This window comes from Streptomyces sp. NPDC051963, from assembly GCF_044593495.1.
In the GTDB taxonomy this organism is placed as follows: domain Bacteria; phylum Actinomycetota; class Actinomycetes; order Streptomycetales; family Streptomycetaceae; genus Streptomyces.
The window spans coordinates 1-17085 of record NZ_JBIUCC010000011.1 but is presented as its reverse complement, the minus strand read 5'-3'; the positions used below and the strand labels follow the sequence as shown (position 1 = coordinate 17085).

At 70.0% G+C, this 17085-nt stretch carries 13 protein-coding genes; 9 read left to right on the top strand and 4 right to left on the bottom strand.

The window, feature by feature from the left end; translation table 11 throughout:
• Nucleotides 1–72 precede the first annotated feature (72 nt).
• Both ACIHFB_RS38655 and ACIHFB_RS38650 read left to right on the top strand, forming a co-directional pair.
• Nucleotides 73–2349 (top strand): ATP-dependent RecD-like DNA helicase, encoded by a 2277-nt coding sequence (locus ACIHFB_RS38655; RefSeq protein WP_365283002.1) that lies wholly within the window; start codon nucleotides 73–75, stop codon nucleotides 2347–2349.
• 220 nt (nucleotides 2350–2569) lie between these two features.
• Nucleotides 2570–3859, top strand: coding sequence for a citrate synthase (locus ACIHFB_RS38650; protein ID WP_365283001.1), 1290 nt, complete (start codon nucleotides 2570–2572; stop codon nucleotides 3857–3859).
• Nucleotides 3860–4623: 764 nt separating this feature from the next.
• On the opposite strand, the gene ACIHFB_RS38645 is transcribed toward ACIHFB_RS38650, so the two are convergent.
• The 3 genes from ACIHFB_RS38645 to ACIHFB_RS38635 form a co-directional block, all read right to left on the bottom strand.
• On the bottom strand, nucleotides 4624–6861 hold the full coding sequence (locus ACIHFB_RS38645) for a heavy metal translocating P-type ATPase (RefSeq protein WP_400129354.1): 2238 nt from the start codon (nucleotides 6859–6861) through the stop codon (nucleotides 4624–4626).
• 25 nt (nucleotides 6862–6886) lie between these two features.
• Nucleotides 6887–7102 (bottom strand): heavy-metal-associated domain-containing protein, encoded by a 216-nt coding sequence (locus tag ACIHFB_RS38640; RefSeq protein WP_365282999.1) that lies wholly within the window; start codon nucleotides 7100–7102, stop codon nucleotides 6887–6889.
• Nucleotides 7103–7173: 71 nt separating this feature from the next.
• Entirely contained in the window at nucleotides 7174–7881 is a 708-nt protein-coding gene (locus ACIHFB_RS38635; protein ID WP_400129353.1) for a TetR family transcriptional regulator, read from the bottom strand.
• A 127-nt stretch (nucleotides 7882–8008) separates the two neighbouring features.
• Between ACIHFB_RS38635 and ACIHFB_RS38630 the strand changes: the two genes are divergently transcribed.
• Both ACIHFB_RS38630 and ACIHFB_RS38625 read left to right on the top strand, forming a co-directional pair.
• Complete coding sequence (locus ACIHFB_RS38630; protein ID WP_400129352.1) at nucleotides 8009–10264, top strand: MMPL family transporter; 2256 nt, start codon at nucleotides 8009–8011, stop codon at nucleotides 10262–10264.
• Between the two features lie 166 nt (nucleotides 10265–10430).
• Complete coding sequence (locus tag ACIHFB_RS38625; RefSeq protein ID WP_400129351.1) at nucleotides 10431–11474, top strand: zinc-dependent alcohol dehydrogenase family protein; 1044 nt, start codon at nucleotides 10431–10433, stop codon at nucleotides 11472–11474.
• A gap of 95 nt (nucleotides 11475–11569) precedes the next feature.
• Here ACIHFB_RS38625 and ACIHFB_RS38620 read toward each other — a convergent pair whose 3' ends face one another.
• Nucleotides 11570–11770 carry a MerR family transcriptional regulator gene (locus ACIHFB_RS38620; protein WP_365282995.1) on the bottom strand — a complete coding sequence of 67 codons (201 nt, stop codon included), beginning with the start codon at nucleotides 11768–11770 and terminating at the stop codon, nucleotides 11570–11572.
• Nucleotides 11771–12273: 503 nt separating this feature from the next.
• On the opposite strand from ACIHFB_RS38620, the gene iolC reads away from it, so the two are divergent.
• From iolC to ACIHFB_RS38595, 5 genes are all read left to right on the top strand, one after another.
• On the top strand, nucleotides 12274–13224 hold the full coding sequence (gene iolC, locus ACIHFB_RS38615; protein WP_365282994.1) for a 5-dehydro-2-deoxygluconokinase: 951 nt from the start codon (nucleotides 12274–12276) through the stop codon (nucleotides 13222–13224).
• The gene (locus ACIHFB_RS38610) at nucleotides 13221–14102 is read left to right on the top strand and encodes a deoxyribose-phosphate aldolase (RefSeq protein WP_365282993.1); all 882 of its coding nucleotides are present in this window, start codon (nucleotides 13221–13223) and stop codon (nucleotides 14100–14102) included. The genes iolC and ACIHFB_RS38610 overlap by 4 nt, the downstream gene beginning before the upstream one ends.
• A 7-nt stretch (nucleotides 14103–14109) precedes the next feature.
• The gene (gene iolB, locus ACIHFB_RS38605; RefSeq protein ID WP_365282992.1) at nucleotides 14110–14931 is read left to right on the top strand and encodes a 5-deoxy-glucuronate isomerase; all 822 of its coding nucleotides are present in this window, start codon (nucleotides 14110–14112) and stop codon (nucleotides 14929–14931) included.
• Nucleotides 14928–16811, top strand: a complete 1884-nt coding sequence (gene iolD / locus ACIHFB_RS38600) for a 3D-(3,5/4)-trihydroxycyclohexane-1,2-dione acylhydrolase (decyclizing) (protein ID WP_400129350.1) — start codon at nucleotides 14928–14930, stop codon at nucleotides 16809–16811. Before iolB ends, iolD begins: the two co-directional genes overlap by 4 nt.
• Before the next feature lie 14 nt (nucleotides 16812–16825).
• The coding region (locus ACIHFB_RS38595; protein WP_400129349.1) for an aldehyde dehydrogenase family protein at nucleotides 16826–17085 on the top strand (260 nt) is incomplete at its 3' end.

Below are 17085 nucleotides of genomic sequence, written 5' to 3'. Positions count from 1 at the left end.
ATCGATTACACGGGCGTTGGCAAGGGTGCGAGACCGGATCGTGATGTCAGTGCCTGGCGGTAGCGTCGGATCATGTCGAATCAGGCGGGCGGTCCGAAGCAGACGGCGCAGGGGGAGCGGCACCTCGCCGTCCTCGAAGGCGTCCTGGAGCGGATCACGTATGCCAACGAGGAGAACGGCTACACGGTCGCCAGGGTCGACACCGGCCGCGGCGGCGGCGATCTGCTGACCGTCGTCGGCGCGCTGCTCGGCGCCCAGGTCGGCGAGTCGCTGCGGATGGAGGGCCGCTGGGGCTCCCACCCGCAGTACGGCAAGCAGTTCACCGTGGAGAACTACACGACGGTCCTGCCGGCCACCGTCCAGGGCATCCGCCGCTATCTCGGCTCGGGGCTGGTCAAGGGCATCGGGCCGGTCTTCGCCGACCGCATCACCCAGCACTTCGGGCTGGACACCCTCCAGATCATCGAGGAGGAGCCCAAGCGGCTCATCGAGGTCCCCGGACTGGGCCCCAAGAGGACCAAGAAGATCGCCGACGCCTGGGAGGAGCAGAAGGCGATCAAGGAGGTCATGCTCTTCCTCCAGACCGTCGAGGTGTCGACGTCGATCGCGGTCCGCATCTACAAGAAGTACGGCGACGCGTCGATCTCGGTCGTCAAGAACCAGCCGTACCGCCTCGCGTCGGACGTCTGGGGCATCGGCTTCCTCACCGCCGACAAGATCGCCCAGTCCGTCGGCATCCCGCACGACAGCCCGGAGCGCGTCAAGGCCGGCCTCCAGTACGCCCTTTCGCAGTCCACCGACCAGGGCCACTGCTTTCTGCCCGAGGAGCAGCTGATCGCCGACGCGGTCAAGCTCCTTCAGGTGGACACCGGCCTGGTCATCGAGTGCCTCGCCGAGCTGGCGGCGCCCGCCGAGGAGGACGAGGACCCCGGTGTCGTCCGGGAGAAGGTGCCCGGTCCGGACGGCGGGCACCCCGTCACCGCCGTCTACCTCGTCCCCTTCCACCGCGCCGAACTCTCCCTCTCCGCCCAGCTGTTGCGCCTCCTGCGCACCGACGAGGACCGGATGCCCGGCTTCCATGACGTGGCCTGGGACAAGGCCCTCGACTGGCTGAAGGGGCGTACGGGCGCCGAGCTCGCCCCCGAGCAGGAGGCCGCCGTGAAGCTGGCGCTGACGAAGAAGGTCGCGGTCCTCACCGGCGGGCCCGGCTGCGGCAAGTCCTTCACCGTCCGGTCGATCGTCGAGCTGGCCCGGGCCAAGCGCGCGCGGGTCGTCCTCGCCGCCCCCACCGGCCGCGCCGCCAAGCGCCTCGCCGAACTCACCGGCGCCGAGGCCTCCACCGTCCACCGGCTGCTGGAACTGAAGCCCGGCGGGGACGCCGCCTACGACAAGGACCGGCCCCTGGACGCCGACCTGGTGGTCGTGGACGAGGCCTCCATGCTGGACCTCCTCCTCGCCAACAAGCTGGTGAAGGCGGTGCCCCCGGGAGCGCATCTGCTGTTCGTCGGGGACGTCGACCAGCTCCCCAGCGTCGGCGCAGGCGAGGTGCTGCGGGATCTGCTGGCCGACGGCGGCCCGATCCCCGCCGTCCGCCTCACGCGCGTGTTCCGCCAGGCCCAGCAGTCGGGGGTCGTGACGAACGCGCACCGGATCAACTCCGGCCAACACCCGGTCACCGACGGCATGAAGGACTTCTTCCTCTTCGTCGAGGACGACACCGAGGAGGCCGGCCGGCTCACCGTCGATGTCGCGGCACGGCGCATTCCGGCCAAGTTCGGGCTCGACCCGCGCCGTGACATCCAGGTGCTCGCCCCCATGCACCGCGGGCCCGCAGGCGCCGGCAACCTCAACGGCCTGCTCCAGCAGGCGATCACACCCGGCCGCCCCGACCTGGCCGAGAAGCGCTTCGGCGGCCGCGTCTTCCGGGTCGGCGACAAGGTCACGCAGATTCGCAACAATTACGAGAAGGGGAAGAACGGCGTCTTCAACGGCACCGTGGGCGTGGTCACCGCGCTCGACCCGGTCGATCAGCGCCTGACGGTACTGACGGACGAGGACGAGGAGGTTCCGTACGAGTTCGACGAACTGGACGAGCTCGCCCATGCGTACGCGGTGACCATTCACCGCTCGCAGGGCAGTGAATACCCGGCGGTGGTGATCCCGGTCACCACCGGGGCCTGGATGATGCTTCAGCGGAACCTGCTGTACACCGCGGTCACCCGGGCCAAGAAGCTGGTCGTCCTCGTCGGTTCCCGCAAGGCGATCGGACAGGCGGTGCGCACGGTGTCCGCGGGACGCCGCTGTACGGCACTCGACTTCAGGCTCTCGCCCCGGCCCCTGGAGGGCTGACGCGGGGCCGTGAAAAAATGATCGATCAAATGAGTCGTTTGGGTCACACAGCACTAGCAGATGGGGAAGTAGTAGGGGCAGGATGAGCAGGTTGGCGGCACTCAGTGCCGCCAATAGGCCCAATGGTCGACCCCGAGTGCACTCTCCTGCGCCAAATGGGGGATGGTAGAGACAGTCAGGGCAACCTCGAAGATGAGGCACAACGTCGGTGAGGGAAGACGTGAGCGACAACTCTGTAGTACTGCGGTACGGCGACGGCGAGTACACCTACCCGGTGATCGACAGCACCGTCGGTGACAAGGGCTTCGACATCGGCAAGCTCCGCGCCCAGACCGGTCTGGTGACGCTGGACAGCGGTTACGGCAACACCGCCGCGTACAAATCCGCCATTACCTACCTGGACGGCGAAGCGGGCATCCTGCGGTACCGCGGCTACCCGATCGAGCAGCTGGCCGAGCGCTCCACTTTCCTGGAGGTCGCCTACCTGCTGATCAACGGCGAGCTGCCGACCGTCGACGAGCTCACCTCGTTCAAGAACGACATCACGCAGCACACCCTGCTGCACGAGGACGTCAAGAACTTCTACAAGGGCTTCCCGCGCGACGCCCACCCGATGGCGATGCTGTCGTCGGTCGTCTCGGCGCTGTCCACCTTCTACCAGGACAGCCACAACCCGTTCGACGAGAAGCAGCGCAACCTCTCCACCATCCGCCTGCTCGCCAAGCTCCCGACGATCGCGGCGTACGCGTACAAGAAGTCGATCGGCCACCCGTTCGTCTACCCGCGCAACGACCTCGGCTACGTCGAGAACTTCCTCCGCATGACGTTCTCGGTCCCGGCGCAGGAGTACGAGCTCGACCCGGTCGTCGTGGCCGCCCTCGACAAGCTGCTGATCCTGCACGCGGACCACGAGCAGAACTGTTCGACCTCCACGGTGCGTCTGGTCGGGTCCTCGCAGGCCAACATGTTCGCCTCGATCTCCGCCGGTATCTCCGCCCTCTGGGGCCCGCTGCACGGCGGCGCCAACCAGTCGGTGCTGGAGATGCTGGAGGGCATCCAGGCCAACGGCGGCGATGTCGACTCCTTCATCCGCAAGGTGAAGAACAAGGAGGACGGCGTCCGCCTGATGGGCTTCGGCCACCGGGTGTACAAGTCCTTCGACCCGCGCGCGAAGATCATCAAGGCCGCCGCGCACGACGTCCTCTCCGCCCTCGGCAAGTCCGACGAGCTGCTGGACATCGCGCTGAAGCTGGAGGAGCACGCGCTCTCCGACGACTACTTCGTCTCGCGCAACCTCTACCCGAACGTCGACTTCTACACCGGCCTGATCTACCGCGCCATGGGCTTCCCGACCGAGATGTTCACGGTCCTCTTCGCCCTCGGCCGCCTCCCGGGCTGGATCGCCCAGTGGCACGAGATGATCAAGGAGCCCGGCTCCCGCATCGGCCGCCCGCGCCAGATCTACACGGGCGTCGTGGAGCGGGACTTCGTTCCGGTCGAGGGTCGCTGACACACCCCTGCCGGTGAGGGGCGCCAGGCCATCGGCGCCCGTCACCGGGGCTTGCCCTGCGGCCTCGGGTGCGCCGGCCGGGGGTCCGGGGGTTGTCCCCCGGGCAGCACGGCCACGGGCGTCGTGGAGCGGGACTTCGTTCCGGTCGAGGGTCGCTGATCGCGTAGACGCAGGGCCTGGGCTGGCGAGCCGGCCGGGCCCTGCGGGGGAAAAGACAAAAAGAGGAAGGCGCCCTGCGCCGGTCCCCCCACGGGCCGACGATCAGGGCGCCTTCCCATGTCCCGGTGCGGATTCCCCCCACGGGATCCGGCCGGGCGTCTGTGAGAAACCAGCGCCTGAATCGCTGTCAAGCAAACTGCCGAGGCAGCCTTTGAGCAAAACGAGCAGAACTCGTCGTACTCCTGGGGTGTGCGGTCTGCCGGGACAGCGCACGGTCGGGAGGGCCGCTCAAAGCTTCCCGTAGTACGTGCCCCGGCAACGCAGCTCTGAGGAAGTCCCCCAAGACATCCTCAGATGTCAGTCGGCGCCCCCCAAGACGCTTTCCGACATCGTCAACTTAGACCTTCGAACCCCTTCGATGGTTACCTTCTCATCACTGTGATCTGCGTCTCTTGCATATGTCCGTTAGATGCGCAAGGACCCCGATACGGTGATCGGAGCTCAAGCGTAAGGATGATGCGCGAGCCTTGTGAAGAGCTTATGTGAGGGTTGCGTCGGACTCTAGAGGCCCTCTCACCTCTACTTCCGTGTAACTGGCGGTAACTTCAGCGGAATGTGCGCAGGCGGAGGCTGTTCGTCACCACGAACACGGACGAGAAGGCCATCGCCGCCCCCGCGATCATCGGGTTCAGCAGTCCCGCGGCGGCCAGCGGCAGCGCGGCCACGTTGTATCCGAACGCCCACACAAGGTTTCCCTTGATCGTGGACAGCGTCCTCCGGGACAGCCGGATCGCGTCCGCGGCAACCCGCAGATCCCCGCGTACGAGCGTCAGATCGCTCGCCTCGATCGCCGCGTCCGTCCCCGTCCCCATCGCCAGCCCGAGATCGGCGGTGGCGAGCGCGGCCGCGTCGTTGACGCCGTCACCCACCATGGCGACCGTCCGCCCCTCGCGCTGAAGCCGCCGTACGACGTCGACCTTGTCCTCGGGCAGCACCTCGGCGATCACCTCGTCGATCCCGACGGCCCGCGCGACCGTCGCCGCGACCGCCCGGTTGTCCCCGGTCAGCAGCACCGGCGTGAGCCCGAGGGCGCGCAGTTCGCGCACCGCCTCGGCGCTGGTCTCCTTGACCGCGTCCGCGACGGCGACGACACCGCGTGCCGCTCCGTCCCAGCCGACGACGACGGCCGTACGACCGCTGCTCCCGGCCTCGTCCTTCGCCCGGGTCAACTCCTCGGGCAGCGACTCGTAGAGGCGTCCCACGGCCACCTCGTGGCCCTCCACGCGCCCACGTACGCCACGCCCCGGCACGTTCTCGAACCGCTCGGCCGGCGGCAGCGACCCGACGCGTTCCTCGGCGCCCACGGCGACCGCCCGGGCGACGGGATGCTCGGAGGCGTGCTCCAGGGCGCCGGCGAGCCGCAACAGCTCCGTCTCGTCGGTGCCTTCGGCGACGTACACCTTCTGAAGGGTCATACGGCCGGTGGTGACCGTTCCGGTCTTGTCCAGGACGACGGTGTCGACGCGGCGCGTGGACTCCAGGACCTCGGGGCCCTTGATGAGGACGCCGAGCTGCGCGCCGCGGCCGGTGCCGACCATCAGCGCGGTCGGCGTGGCCAGGCCCAGCGCGCACGGACAGGCGATGATCAGGACCGCCACGGCCGCGGTAAAGGCGGCGACCGCGTCACCGGTGAGGCCGAGCCACGCGCCGAACGTGGCGACCGCGATGAGGATGACGGCCGGCACGAACACGCCGGAGATCCGGTCGGCGAGCCGCTGCACCTCGGCCTTGCCGTTCTGCGCGTCCTCCACCAGCCGTGCCATCCGGGCGAGTTGCGTGTCGGCGCCGACCCGGACGGCCTCGACCACCAGTCGGCCGCCCGCGTTGACCGTGGCGCCGGTGACCATGTCTCCGACCGTCACGTCGACCGGCACCGACTCGCCGGTCAGCATGGAGGCGTCGACGGCGGAGGAACCCTCCACGACCGTCCCGTCGGTGGCGACCTTCTCGCCGGGCCGTACGACGAACCGGTCGCCGACCGCCAGCCGGGCCACCGGAATCCGCACTTCCCGCCCGTCCCGCAGCACGGCGACGTCCTTCGCGCCCAGCTCCATGAGCGCCCGCAGGGCCGCACCCGCGCGACGCTTGGAGCGGGCCTCCATATAGCGGCCCAGCAGGATGAACGCGACGACGCCGGACGCCACTTCGAGGTAGATGGTCGACGCGCCGTCCATGCCGCCCACGGTCAGCCGGAAGCTCTCCCGCATGCCCGGCATGCCCGCGTCACCGAAGAACAGCGCCCACAGCGACCAGCCGAAGGCGGCCAGCGTGCCGAGGGAGACCAGGGTGTCCATGGTGGCCGCGCCGTGTCTGAGGTTCGTCCAGGCGGCCTTGTGGAAGGGCCAGCCGCCCCAGACGACGGCGGGTGCGGCGAGGGTCAGTGCGAGCCACTGCCAGTTGTCGAACTGGAGGGGCGGGACCATCGACAGCACGATGACCGGGATCGCGAGGAGCGCGGAGACGGTGAAGCGCTGCCGGTAGGACGTGAGTTCGGGGTCCTCGGGCGCCGGCTCCGCGCTGACCGGCGCGGGCTCCTCGGCCGTGTAGCCGGCCTTGACGACCGTGGCGATCAGGTCCGCGACCTCGGTGTCCGCGGGGTAGGTGACCTTCGCCTTCTCGGTCGCGTAGTTCACCGTGGCCGTCACGCCGGCCATGCGGTTGAGCTTCTTCTCCACGCGTGCCGCGCAGGAGGCGCAGGTCATCCCGCCGATGAGCAGCTCGACCTCGGAGGTCGCGGCTATCGGCGCCGGAGTGGTGGTGGCGGTGGTGACGGTGCCGGTCATGCGCTCAGGGACTCTCGGGGTGCTCTCAGACCGTGCCGACGAGTTCGAAACCGGCCTCGTCGACGGCGCCGCGCACGGCCTCGTCGTCCAGCGCGGCGTCGGAGACGACCGTGACCTCGCCGGTCGACGCGACGGCCTTCACCGAGCTGACGCCGGGGAGTTCGGAGATCTCGCCGGAAACGGCGCCCTCGCAGTGTCCGCAGCTCATCCCGCTGACCTTGTACGTGGCGGTGATGCTCATGTCGTACTCCTTGTGGAGGCGTGTGGGGCCTGCGGGGCCCACGGGAGGGCCCTTTACCCGCAACTATACCCCTAGGGGGTACCTTCTCCAAAGGGAGCCGCCCGGCCGAGTCGGTCGCCGACCATCGGGTCGAGATAACGGATCAGGACGTGCTTCAACTCCCGGATGTACGCGTCGCGCTCCGCGCCTTCGTGGGCGAGCACCAGCTCCAGGCCGGCCTTGTACATCCCCAGGACGACATGCGAGGTGCGCGTGACCTCGGTGGCGGGGGCGTCCGGCAGGAGCGAGGAGAGCAGGCCCCCGAGCCGGGCGAGCAGGGTCGCGTGCAGGGCGTCGTGGTCCTCGGCGATCCGGCCGGGGACGTCGGGGCCGTGCATCAGCGCGAAGAACACGGGGTGGTCGCAGTTGAAGGCGATGAAGCGGTCGACCGCCGCGCCGACGGCCTCCTCGAGTGGGGTCGTGGAGTCGACCGGGGTGAGCGCCTCGCCGTACGTCTCGCGCATCTCGTGCATGAGCCGGTCGCCCAGCTCGATCGCGATCGCTTCCTTGTTCGGGAAGAACTGGTACAGCGTGCCCGGCGAGACGCCCGCCTCACGGGCGATGGCGTTGGCGCTGGCCGCCGTGTAGCCGGTCGTGCAGAAGACGGCGGCGGCGGCCTCCAGCAGCTGGGCGATACGGCGCTCGCCGCGGGCCTGACGGCGGCGCGGCTGTGCCTTCTCCTGGGGGTCCTTCTCCCGGCCGTCCTGCGCCTGGCCGTTCTGCTCGTGCTTGTCGGGCATGTGGTTATCCACAACTCTCCGAACATCATTGACAAACGCGAGTGGTCGCTCGCATTCTTGGATGGAACGCGAGTGACGTCTCGTGTTTTTCATTCTACGGTTTTCACGGTGAAGGGGACACCGCACCATGACCGAAGTCAACAGCCCACCTCGTGTCGGCGGCTGGACCCGTTTCGTCACCGCCCGACCCCGGTTGTCGCTGCTCGCGGCCCTGGTGCTCACCGTCCTCGCCGTGCTGGCGGGCAGCGGGGTCGCCGACCGGCTGGGCAGCGGCGGCTGGGAGGACCCGGGCGCCGAGTCGACGTACGCGACCCGGGCGCTGGAGCGTGAATTCCCCGACTCCCAGCCGAACTTTTTGCTGCTCGTGGACGCGGGCCGCGCCTCGGTCGACGACCCGGCGGTGGTCGCGGAAGCGGAGCGCCTCACCGAGCGGCTGGCGCGGGAGAAGGGCGTCGAAGGCGTCGGCTCCTACTGGCAGGCCGAGCGCTCGGCGGCTCCCGCCCTGCGCGCGAAGGACGGCCACGAAGCGCTGATAGCCGCCCGTATCACGGGCGACGAGAAGACGATGGGCGAGACCCTGGACCGTGTCGCGCCCTCCTTCCGGGGCACGCACGGCCCGGTGGAGGTGAAGGTCGGCGGCATCGTCGCCGTGCGGCACGAGATGCAGACGATCATCCAGGAGGACCTGACCCGCGCCGAGGTGATCGCCCTGCCGGTGACCCTCGTCCTACTGGTGATGGTCTTCGGCAGCGCGGTCGCGGCCCTGCTGCCGCTCGGCATCGGCATCGTCGCGATCCTGGGGACGAACGCGGTCCTGCGCGGCCTCACGGAGTTCACCGATGTCTCGATCTTCGCGATGAACCTGACGACGGCCCTGGGGCTGGGCCTGGCCATCGACTATGCCCTGTTCATCGTCCGCCGCTTCCGCGAGGAACTGTCCGGGGGAGCCGAGCCGTTGACGGCGGTCGGCACGACGCTGCGCACGGCCGGCCGCACCGTCCTCTTCTCCGCCCTCACGGTCGCGGTGTCGCTGGCGGCGATGCTGCTCTTCCCGCAGTACTTCCTGCGGTCCTTCGCCTACGCGGGGATCGCCGTGGTGCTGCTGGCCGCGGCGGCCGCGCTGATCCTGCTCCCGGCGGCACTGCTCCTGCTGGGCCACCGGGTGAACGCGCTGGACCTGCGAAAGCTGTTCCGGCGCGGCGGGTCGTCCAAGGCGTCCGGCGTACCCGATCCCTCCGGCGCGTCCGGCGCGTCCGGTGCGAAAAGCACGGCCTGGGGACGCATGGCGACGCTGGTGATGCGCCGCGCCCCGTTCTTCGCCCTGGGCACCACGGCCGTGCTGGTTCTGCTGGGCCTGCCGTTCCTGGGCGTGAAGTTCGGCACGGCGGACGACCGTCAGCTGCCGTCCGGTGCCGAGTCCCATGTCGTGCAGCAGCACATCCGGGAGGGCTTCCCGGGCAGCCCCGGCGGAGGACTCGAGGTGCTGGCCGAGGGGCGGGCGACCGAGGCGCAGTACTCCACCTACAAGGAGCGGATAGCGGGCCTGCCCGACGTGCTGCGGGTCGAAGGCCCGCTGGTGCAGGGCGAATCGGCGTACTTCACGGTGCTGCCCGAGGGCGAGGCGGTCGACGACCCGGCTCAGCGCCTGGTCGGCGAACTACGGGCGACGGACGCCCCGTTCGACACCAAGGTGACCGGCACCGCGGCCGTCCTGGTCGACTCCAAGGACGCGATCGCCGAGCAACTGCCCTGGGCGGCGGCCTTCATCGCGATCGTCACCCTGCTCCTGGTCTTCCTCCTGACCGGCAGCGTTCTCATCCCCATCCAGGCGGTGGTGCTCAACGCGCTCAGCCTGACGGCGATGTTCGGCGCGGTGGTGTGGGTCTTCCAGGACGGCCATCTCTCCGGCCTGCTCGGCTTCACCAGCCCCGGCTCGATCGAGACGACCCTCCCGGTCCTGATGTTCTGCGTGGCCTTCGGACTCTCCATGGACTACGGCGTGTTCCTGCTGTCCCGCATCAAGGAGGAGTACGACCATGGGGGCGACCATGAACAGGCGGTCCGGCACGGGCTGGAGCGCACGGGCGGACTGATCACCGCTGCGGCCGTCATCCTCGCGGTCGTGATGGTCGCCATAGGCACCTCCCGTGTGACCAACACCAAGATGCTCGGCCTCGGTATCGCCCTGGCGGTCCTGATGGACGCGATGATCATCCGCAGCCTCCTGGTCCCGGCGGTCATGCGCCTCACCGGCCGGGCGACCTGGTGGGCCCCGGGACCGCTGCGTCGCCTGCATCAGCGGTTCGGCTTGAGCGAGGGCGACGGGGGAGGACCCGCGCCGACGGAGGCGGAAGAGCGGGACAAGGCCATGACGCCCGGCTGACCGACGCCCCAAAGAGGCGCGGGGTTGTGCTGATATGCGGCTCCGCCGCGTGGGCGCGACCGGCCACACCGGCCCCGCAGCCGACCGCCGGAGGCATATCGCGGCCCCCGGCGGAGCGTTAGCGTTCCGCCGGAGGCGATGATCCCCGAGCCGGAGGCTGAGGCAGATGCGGGCAGTGATGTTCGAGCAGTACGGCGCACCGGCCGAAGTCCGAGACGTGCCGGACCCCGCACCCGCACCGCACGGAGTGATCGTGCGGGTCGAGGCGACCGGCCTCTGCCGCAGCGACTGGCACGGCTGGCAGGGCCACGACCCGGACATCACGCTGCCGCATGTGCCGGGCCATGAACTCGCCGGTGTGGTGGAGACGGTGGGCGACCGGGTGACCGTGTGGCGGCCGGGCGACAGGGTGACGGTTCCGTTCGTCTGCGCGTGCGGCAGCTGCGCGTCCTGCGCGACCGGCGACCAGCAGGTGTGCGAGCGCCAGACCCAGCCCGGCTTCACCCACTGGGGTTCCTTCGCCCAGTTCGTGGCGCTGGACCACGCCGACGTCAACCTCGTCGCCGTACCGGACGGCATGTCGTTCGCGACGGCGGCCTCGCTGGGCTGCCGGTTCGCGACGGCGTTCCGGGCGGTGGTGCAGCAGGGCCGGGTGGCGGCGGGGGAGTGGGTCGCGGTGCACGGCTGCGGGGGCGTGGGCCTGTCGGCGGTGATGATCGCGGCGGCATCGGGGGCGAGGGTGGTCGCCGTCGACGTGTCCGCCCAAGCGCTGGACCTGGCAAGGAAGTTCGGGGCGGCTCAGTGCGTGGACGGGACGCGGACGCCGGACACGGCGGCGGCGATCCGTGAGTTGACGGGCGGCGGCGCCCACCTCTCGCTGGACGCCCTCGGCGCACCCGCCACCTGCGCCGCCTCGGTGAACGGCCTGCGCCGCCGTGGCCGTCACATCCAGGTCGGTCTGCTGCCCTCGGACACGGGCACCACCCCCGTCCCGATGGCCCGCGCCATCGCCCTGGAACTAGTACTCCTCGGCAGCCACGGCATGGCCGCCCACACCTACCCTCCGATGCTGGAACTGGTCCGGACAGGCGCCCTGCGCCCCGATCTCCTCGTCACCTCCACCATCACGCTGGACGCGACACCCGCCGCACTCGCCGCGATGGGCACGGCACCGGGAGCGGGGGTCACGGTCATCGAGCCGTGGGCCTGAGGGCCCAGCTGGAAGGGCCCAGCGGGAAGAGCGCGGCGGACAAGCCGGTGCCCCACGCGAGGTGGGGCACGGGAGCGGGCGGGGGTGCGGAGCGGTCAGTCCTCTCTGCGGGCGCGGTTGCCCGGGCGGGAGGCGACCCACGCCCGGACGGTGTCCGCGTACCAAAAGGGTTTGCCGCCCTCCACATGATCGGGTGGCGGCAGCAGCCCGTGCTTGCGGTAGGACCGCACGGTGTCCGGCTGCACCCGGATGTGCGCCGCGATCTCCTTGTAGGACCAGAGCCGTCGGTCGGTCATGAGGTGCACCTCCCTGCGCGCACCGCGGCGGCGACCGGGGACGGCCGTCGGGGGTACCGGGCGCTGCGCTGGCGATCACAAAGCCTGTGTCCGGTGAACGACGCAGAGTGAGCGCAGGACAGGGCCTGTGCACCGGGTGTGACGTAAGACCGGCGTACACGCGACATGTGTGACACGAGGGGGGCGTTTGTGACACAAGTGCCGCAAAGGCGTGCGCCGGATTGAGGCGCGGCGCATTGACAAACGAGGCCGTCCCTCGACGTGGGCGAGCCGGGCGCCTCACCGGTCGGGCGCCGAGCCGATCCGGATGCGGGACAGTGGGGACCGAGGTGACAACGACGTCATGGCGCCAACCTCCGTACGCACAGTAGTCGTGTCAAGGTCTGGTCCGAATGTCTGGACAAAACATTGACAGGGCTCGGCGTGCGGGGCTAGAAAACCGGGGAGAGCCGATACGACCGCGCGAGCCGAGACGACGGTGAGCCGGGCATGAAGGGAACGCGATGGCGTACGACCTGATCACCATGGGACGGATCGGCGTGGACCTCTACCCGCTCCAGACGGGTGTCCCGCTGCCGCAGGTGACGTCCTTCGGCAAGTTCCTCGGCGGCTCGGCGACCAACGTCGCGGTCGCCGCGGCCCGCCTCGGCCGCCGTACCGCCGTGATCACGCGTACCGGAGACGACCCGTTCGGCACGTACCTCCACGAGGCGCTGCGCGACTTCGGCGTCGACGACCGCTGGGTCACCCCGGTCGCCGGGCTGCCGACCCCCGTCACCTTCTGCGAGGTCTTCCCGCCGGACGACTTCCCGCTGTACTTCTACCGCCGCCCCAAGGCCCCGGACCTGGAGATCGACGCCCACGATCTCGACCTCGACGAGATCCGCGAGGCCAGCATCTTCTGGGTGACCGGCACGGGCCTGAGCGAGGAGCCCAGCCGTACGGCGACCCTCGCGGCCCTCGCCCACCGGGCCAAGGCCGGTACGACGGTCTTCGACCTCGACTGGCGCCCCATGTTCTGGAGCGACCCGGACGCGGCCCGCCCCTTCTACGCCGAAGCCCTCCGCCACACCACCGTCGCGGTCGGCAACCTCGACGAGGTGGAGGTCGCCACCGGCGTCCGCGAACCGCACGCAGCCGCCCGCGCCCTCCTCGACGCCGGCGTCGAACTGGCCGTCGTCAAGCAGGGCCCCAAGGGTGTCCTCGCGGTCAACGACAAGGGCGAGAGCGCCGAAGTCCCGCCCCTCCCCGTGAACGTCCTCAACGGCCTCGGCGCCGGCGACGCCTTCGGCGGCGCCCTCTGCCACGGCCTCCTCGCGGGCTGGGACCTGGAGAAGATCATGCGGCACGCCAACGCGGCCGGCGCCATCGTCGCCTCCCGCCTCGAGTGCTCCTCCGCGATGCCGACACCGGTCGAAGTGGAAGCCGCCCTGACCGCTGGAGCCGTGCTGTGACCGTCGACATCGAGGCGCTGGTCCGCATCCGCAGCCAACACCCCGAGGCGATCGCCGAAGCGGCCGCCCGCCGCCGGCGCCGCCCGCTCATCGGCGACTCCGGCCGGCTGATGATCGTCGCCGCGGACCACCCGGCCCGTGGTGCGCTCGGCGTCGGCGACCGCAAGTTCGCGATGGCCAACCGCGCCGACCTGCTCGAACGCCTCTGCCTGGCCCTCGCGAGACCCGGCGTCGACGGCGTCCTCGCCACCGCCGACATCCTGGACGACCTGCTGCTGCTCGGCGCCCTGGACGACAAGGTCGTCATGGGCTCGATGAACCGCGGCGGCCTCCAGGGCGCCTCCTTCGAACTCGACGACCGCTTCACCGGCCACCGTCCCCAGGACATCGAGCGCTTCGGCTTCGACGCGGGCAAGCTGCTGCTGCGCATCGACTACGACGACCCGGGCTCCCTCACCACCCTGGAGTCCACGGCCCGCGCGATCGACGACATGGCCGCCCGCCGACTCCCGGTGTTCGTCGAACCGTTCATCAGCCTTCGTACGGCCGAGGGGAGACTCCGGAACGATCTCTCCGCCGACGCCGTCACCAAGTCGATCGCCATCGCGTCCGGCCTGGGCGGCAGCTCGGCGTACAGCTGGCTGAAGGTCCCCGTCACCGACAACCCGGACGACATGGCCCGGGTCATGGAGACCTCCACGCTGCCCGCCGTGCTGCTGGGCGGGGAGGTCGGCGACGATCAGGACGGAGCGTACGAGAAGTGGCGCGGCGCCCTCCAACTGCCCACGGTCCGTGGTCTGGTGGTCGGCCGTTCACTGCTGTATCCGGCGGACGGCGATGTGGCCGCCGCCGTGGACACCGCCGTAGGACTGCTGTGAGGGCCGCATGAGCAACGAGTTGTACGTTCCGAAGGGCACCACCGCCGACGCGTACTACGCGCTCGACATCGACCCCAAGCTGGCCGGCTGGACCCACTCCAGCCTGCGGATCGTCGAGCTGGCGGCGGGTGGCTCGCACACCTTCACCACCGGTGACAGCGAGTGGATCGTGGTGCCGCTGGGCGGTGGTTGCACGGTGCAAGTGGAGGACGAAGTATTCGAACTCCTGGGTCGCAAGGACGTGTTCGCGTCGGTCACCGACTTCGCGTACGCGCCCCGAGACGCCCGGGTGCAGATCGCCTCCGGCGCGGGAGGCCGCTTCGCCCTGGCAGGAGCGAAGTGCGAGCGACGACTCCCCGCCCGCTACGGCCCCGCGCCGGAGGTTCCCATCGAGCAGCGAGGCAGCGGCAACTGCACACGCCATGTGCGCAACTTCGCCTCCGCCGACGCGTTCGAGTGCGACAAGCTCATCGCGGTCGAGGTGATCACTCCCGGCGGCAACTGGTCCTCGTATCCGCCGCACAAGCACGACGAGCACCGGCCGGGTGAGGAAGTGGAGCTCGAGGAGATCTACTACTTCGAGATCGACGGTCCGAACGGGTTCGGCTATCAGCGCGTATCTCCCTCTCGTGAGGGCGGATCAGACGTCCTCGCGGAGGTCCGCTCCGGAGACTCCGTCCTCGTCCCCGACGGATGGCACGGCCCGTCGATCGCCCAGCCCGGCCACGACATGTACTACCTGAACGTCATGGCGGGACCCGGCGAGACGCGGGAGTGGCGGATCTGCTTCCACCCGGACCACGTAGAAAGCACTGGGGGTTACCGATGACCTCAACGACGAGGCTGACGGTCGCGCAGGCGCTGGTGCGCTTCCTCGCCGCGCAGTACACGGAGCGGGACGGCGTCCGCCGCCGCCTGATCGACGCCACCTGGGGCATCTTCGGCCACGGCAACGTCGCCGGACTCGGCCAGGCGCTGGTCGAGTACGGCAACGACATGCCGTACCACCAGGGCCGCAACGAGCAGTCCATGGTGCACGCGGCGATCGGTTACGCGCGCCAGTCGGGCCGTCTGTCCACGCATGCGGTGACGACCTCCATCGGCCCCGGCGCGACGAATCTCGTCACGGGCGCCGCCCTCGCCACGATCAACCACCTCCCGGTCCTGCTCCTCCCCGGCGACATCTTCGCCACCCGCCCCGCCGACCCGGTACTCCAGCAGCTCGAAGTGCCCTACGCGGGCGATGTGTCGGTCAACGACAGCCTGCGTCCGGTGTCGAAGTACTTCGACCGGATCCACCGCCCCGAAGCGCTGATGCCGGCGGCCCTCCAGGCGATGCGCGTGCTCACCGACCCGGTGGAGACCGGCGCGGTGACCCTCGCGCTCCCGCAGGACGTTCAGGCAGAGGCATACGACTGGCCGGACGAGTTCTTCGCCGACCGGACCTGGGTCGTACGCCGGCCCGGAGCCGACCCGACCGAACTCGCCGAGGCCGTGACGGCGATCCGCGCGGCTCGGCGGCCGTTGGTCGTCGCCGGCGGCGGCGTCCACCACAGCCGCGCCGAGGAGGCGCTGGAGGAGTTCGCCCGCACCACCGGCATCCCGGTCGCCTCGACGCAGGCGGGCAAGGGCTCACTCCGCTTCGACCACCCGCAGGACGTGGGCGCCGTCGGCCACACCGGCACCGCGACGGCGGACGAACTCGCCCGCACCGCCGACCTGGTGATCGGCGTCGGCACCCGGTACACGGACTTCACCACCGCCTCCGGCACGCTGTTCGTGAACCCGGGCGTCCGCTTCCTCAACCTCAACATCGCCCCGTACGACGGCCACAAGCTGTCCGGCCTGCCGCTGATCGCGGACGCCCGCAGCGGTCTCGCCGAACTGACCGAGGCGCTCCAGATACACGACCACCGCGTCACGGACGGGTACGTCACGGAGTACAGCGAGGACAAGGAGCGCTGGGAGCAGCGCGTCGACGCCTGCTTCGAGGCCGAGGAGCCCGACGTGCGGCCCACCCAGCCGCAGGTCATCGGCGCGCTGGACGCGATCGTCGACGAGTCGGACATCATCATCAACGCGGCCGGTTCGCTCCCGGGCGATCTGCACAAGCTGTGGCGGGCGCGGTCGGCGGACCAGTACCACCTGGAGTACGGCTACTCCTGCATGGGCTACGAGATCCCGGCCGCGATCGGCGTGAAGCTCGCGGCGCCCGACCGGCCCGTCTGGGCGCTGGTCGGCGACGGCACCTATCTGATGATGCCGACGGAGATCGTGACGGCCGTACAGGAGGGCATCGCGATCAAGATGCTGCTCGTGCAGAACCACGGGTACGCGTCGATCGGCGGTCTGTCGGAGTCGGTGGGCGGCGAGCGGTTCGGCACGGCGTACCGCTTCCGGACGGACGACGGTACGTACGCGGGCGCCCCGCTGCCGGTGGATCTCGCCGCCAACGCCGCCAGCCTCGGCATGCGCGTGCTGCGTGCGAAGACCGTGGCCGACCTGCGGGAGGCGCTCGCCGAGGCGCGGGCCGCCGACACTCCCACATGTGTCTACGTCGAGACCGAAACGGCAGACACAGTGTCGGGCGCGCCTCCGGCGCAAGCCTGGTGGGATGTACCTGTGGCTGAGACCGCGACCCGACCGTCGGCGGTGAAGGCCCGCGAGGAGTACGACCGGCACGTCACCACCCGACGCCGCCATCTGTGAAGGAGTTCTTGGTCATGACGAAGATCGTCAACCACTGGATCGGCGGCAAGACCGTCGAAGGCGCGTCGGGTACGTACGGGCCGGTCACCGACCCTGCCACCGGCGCGGTCACCACGAAGGTCGCGTTCGCGACGGTCGACGAGGTGGACGCGGCCGTGGCCGCCGCGAAGGATGCGTACGTGACCTGGGGTCAGTCCTCGCTGGCCAAGCGCACGGAGATCCTCTTCCGCTTCCGTGCGCTGCTGGATGCGAACCGGGATGCGATTGCGGAGCT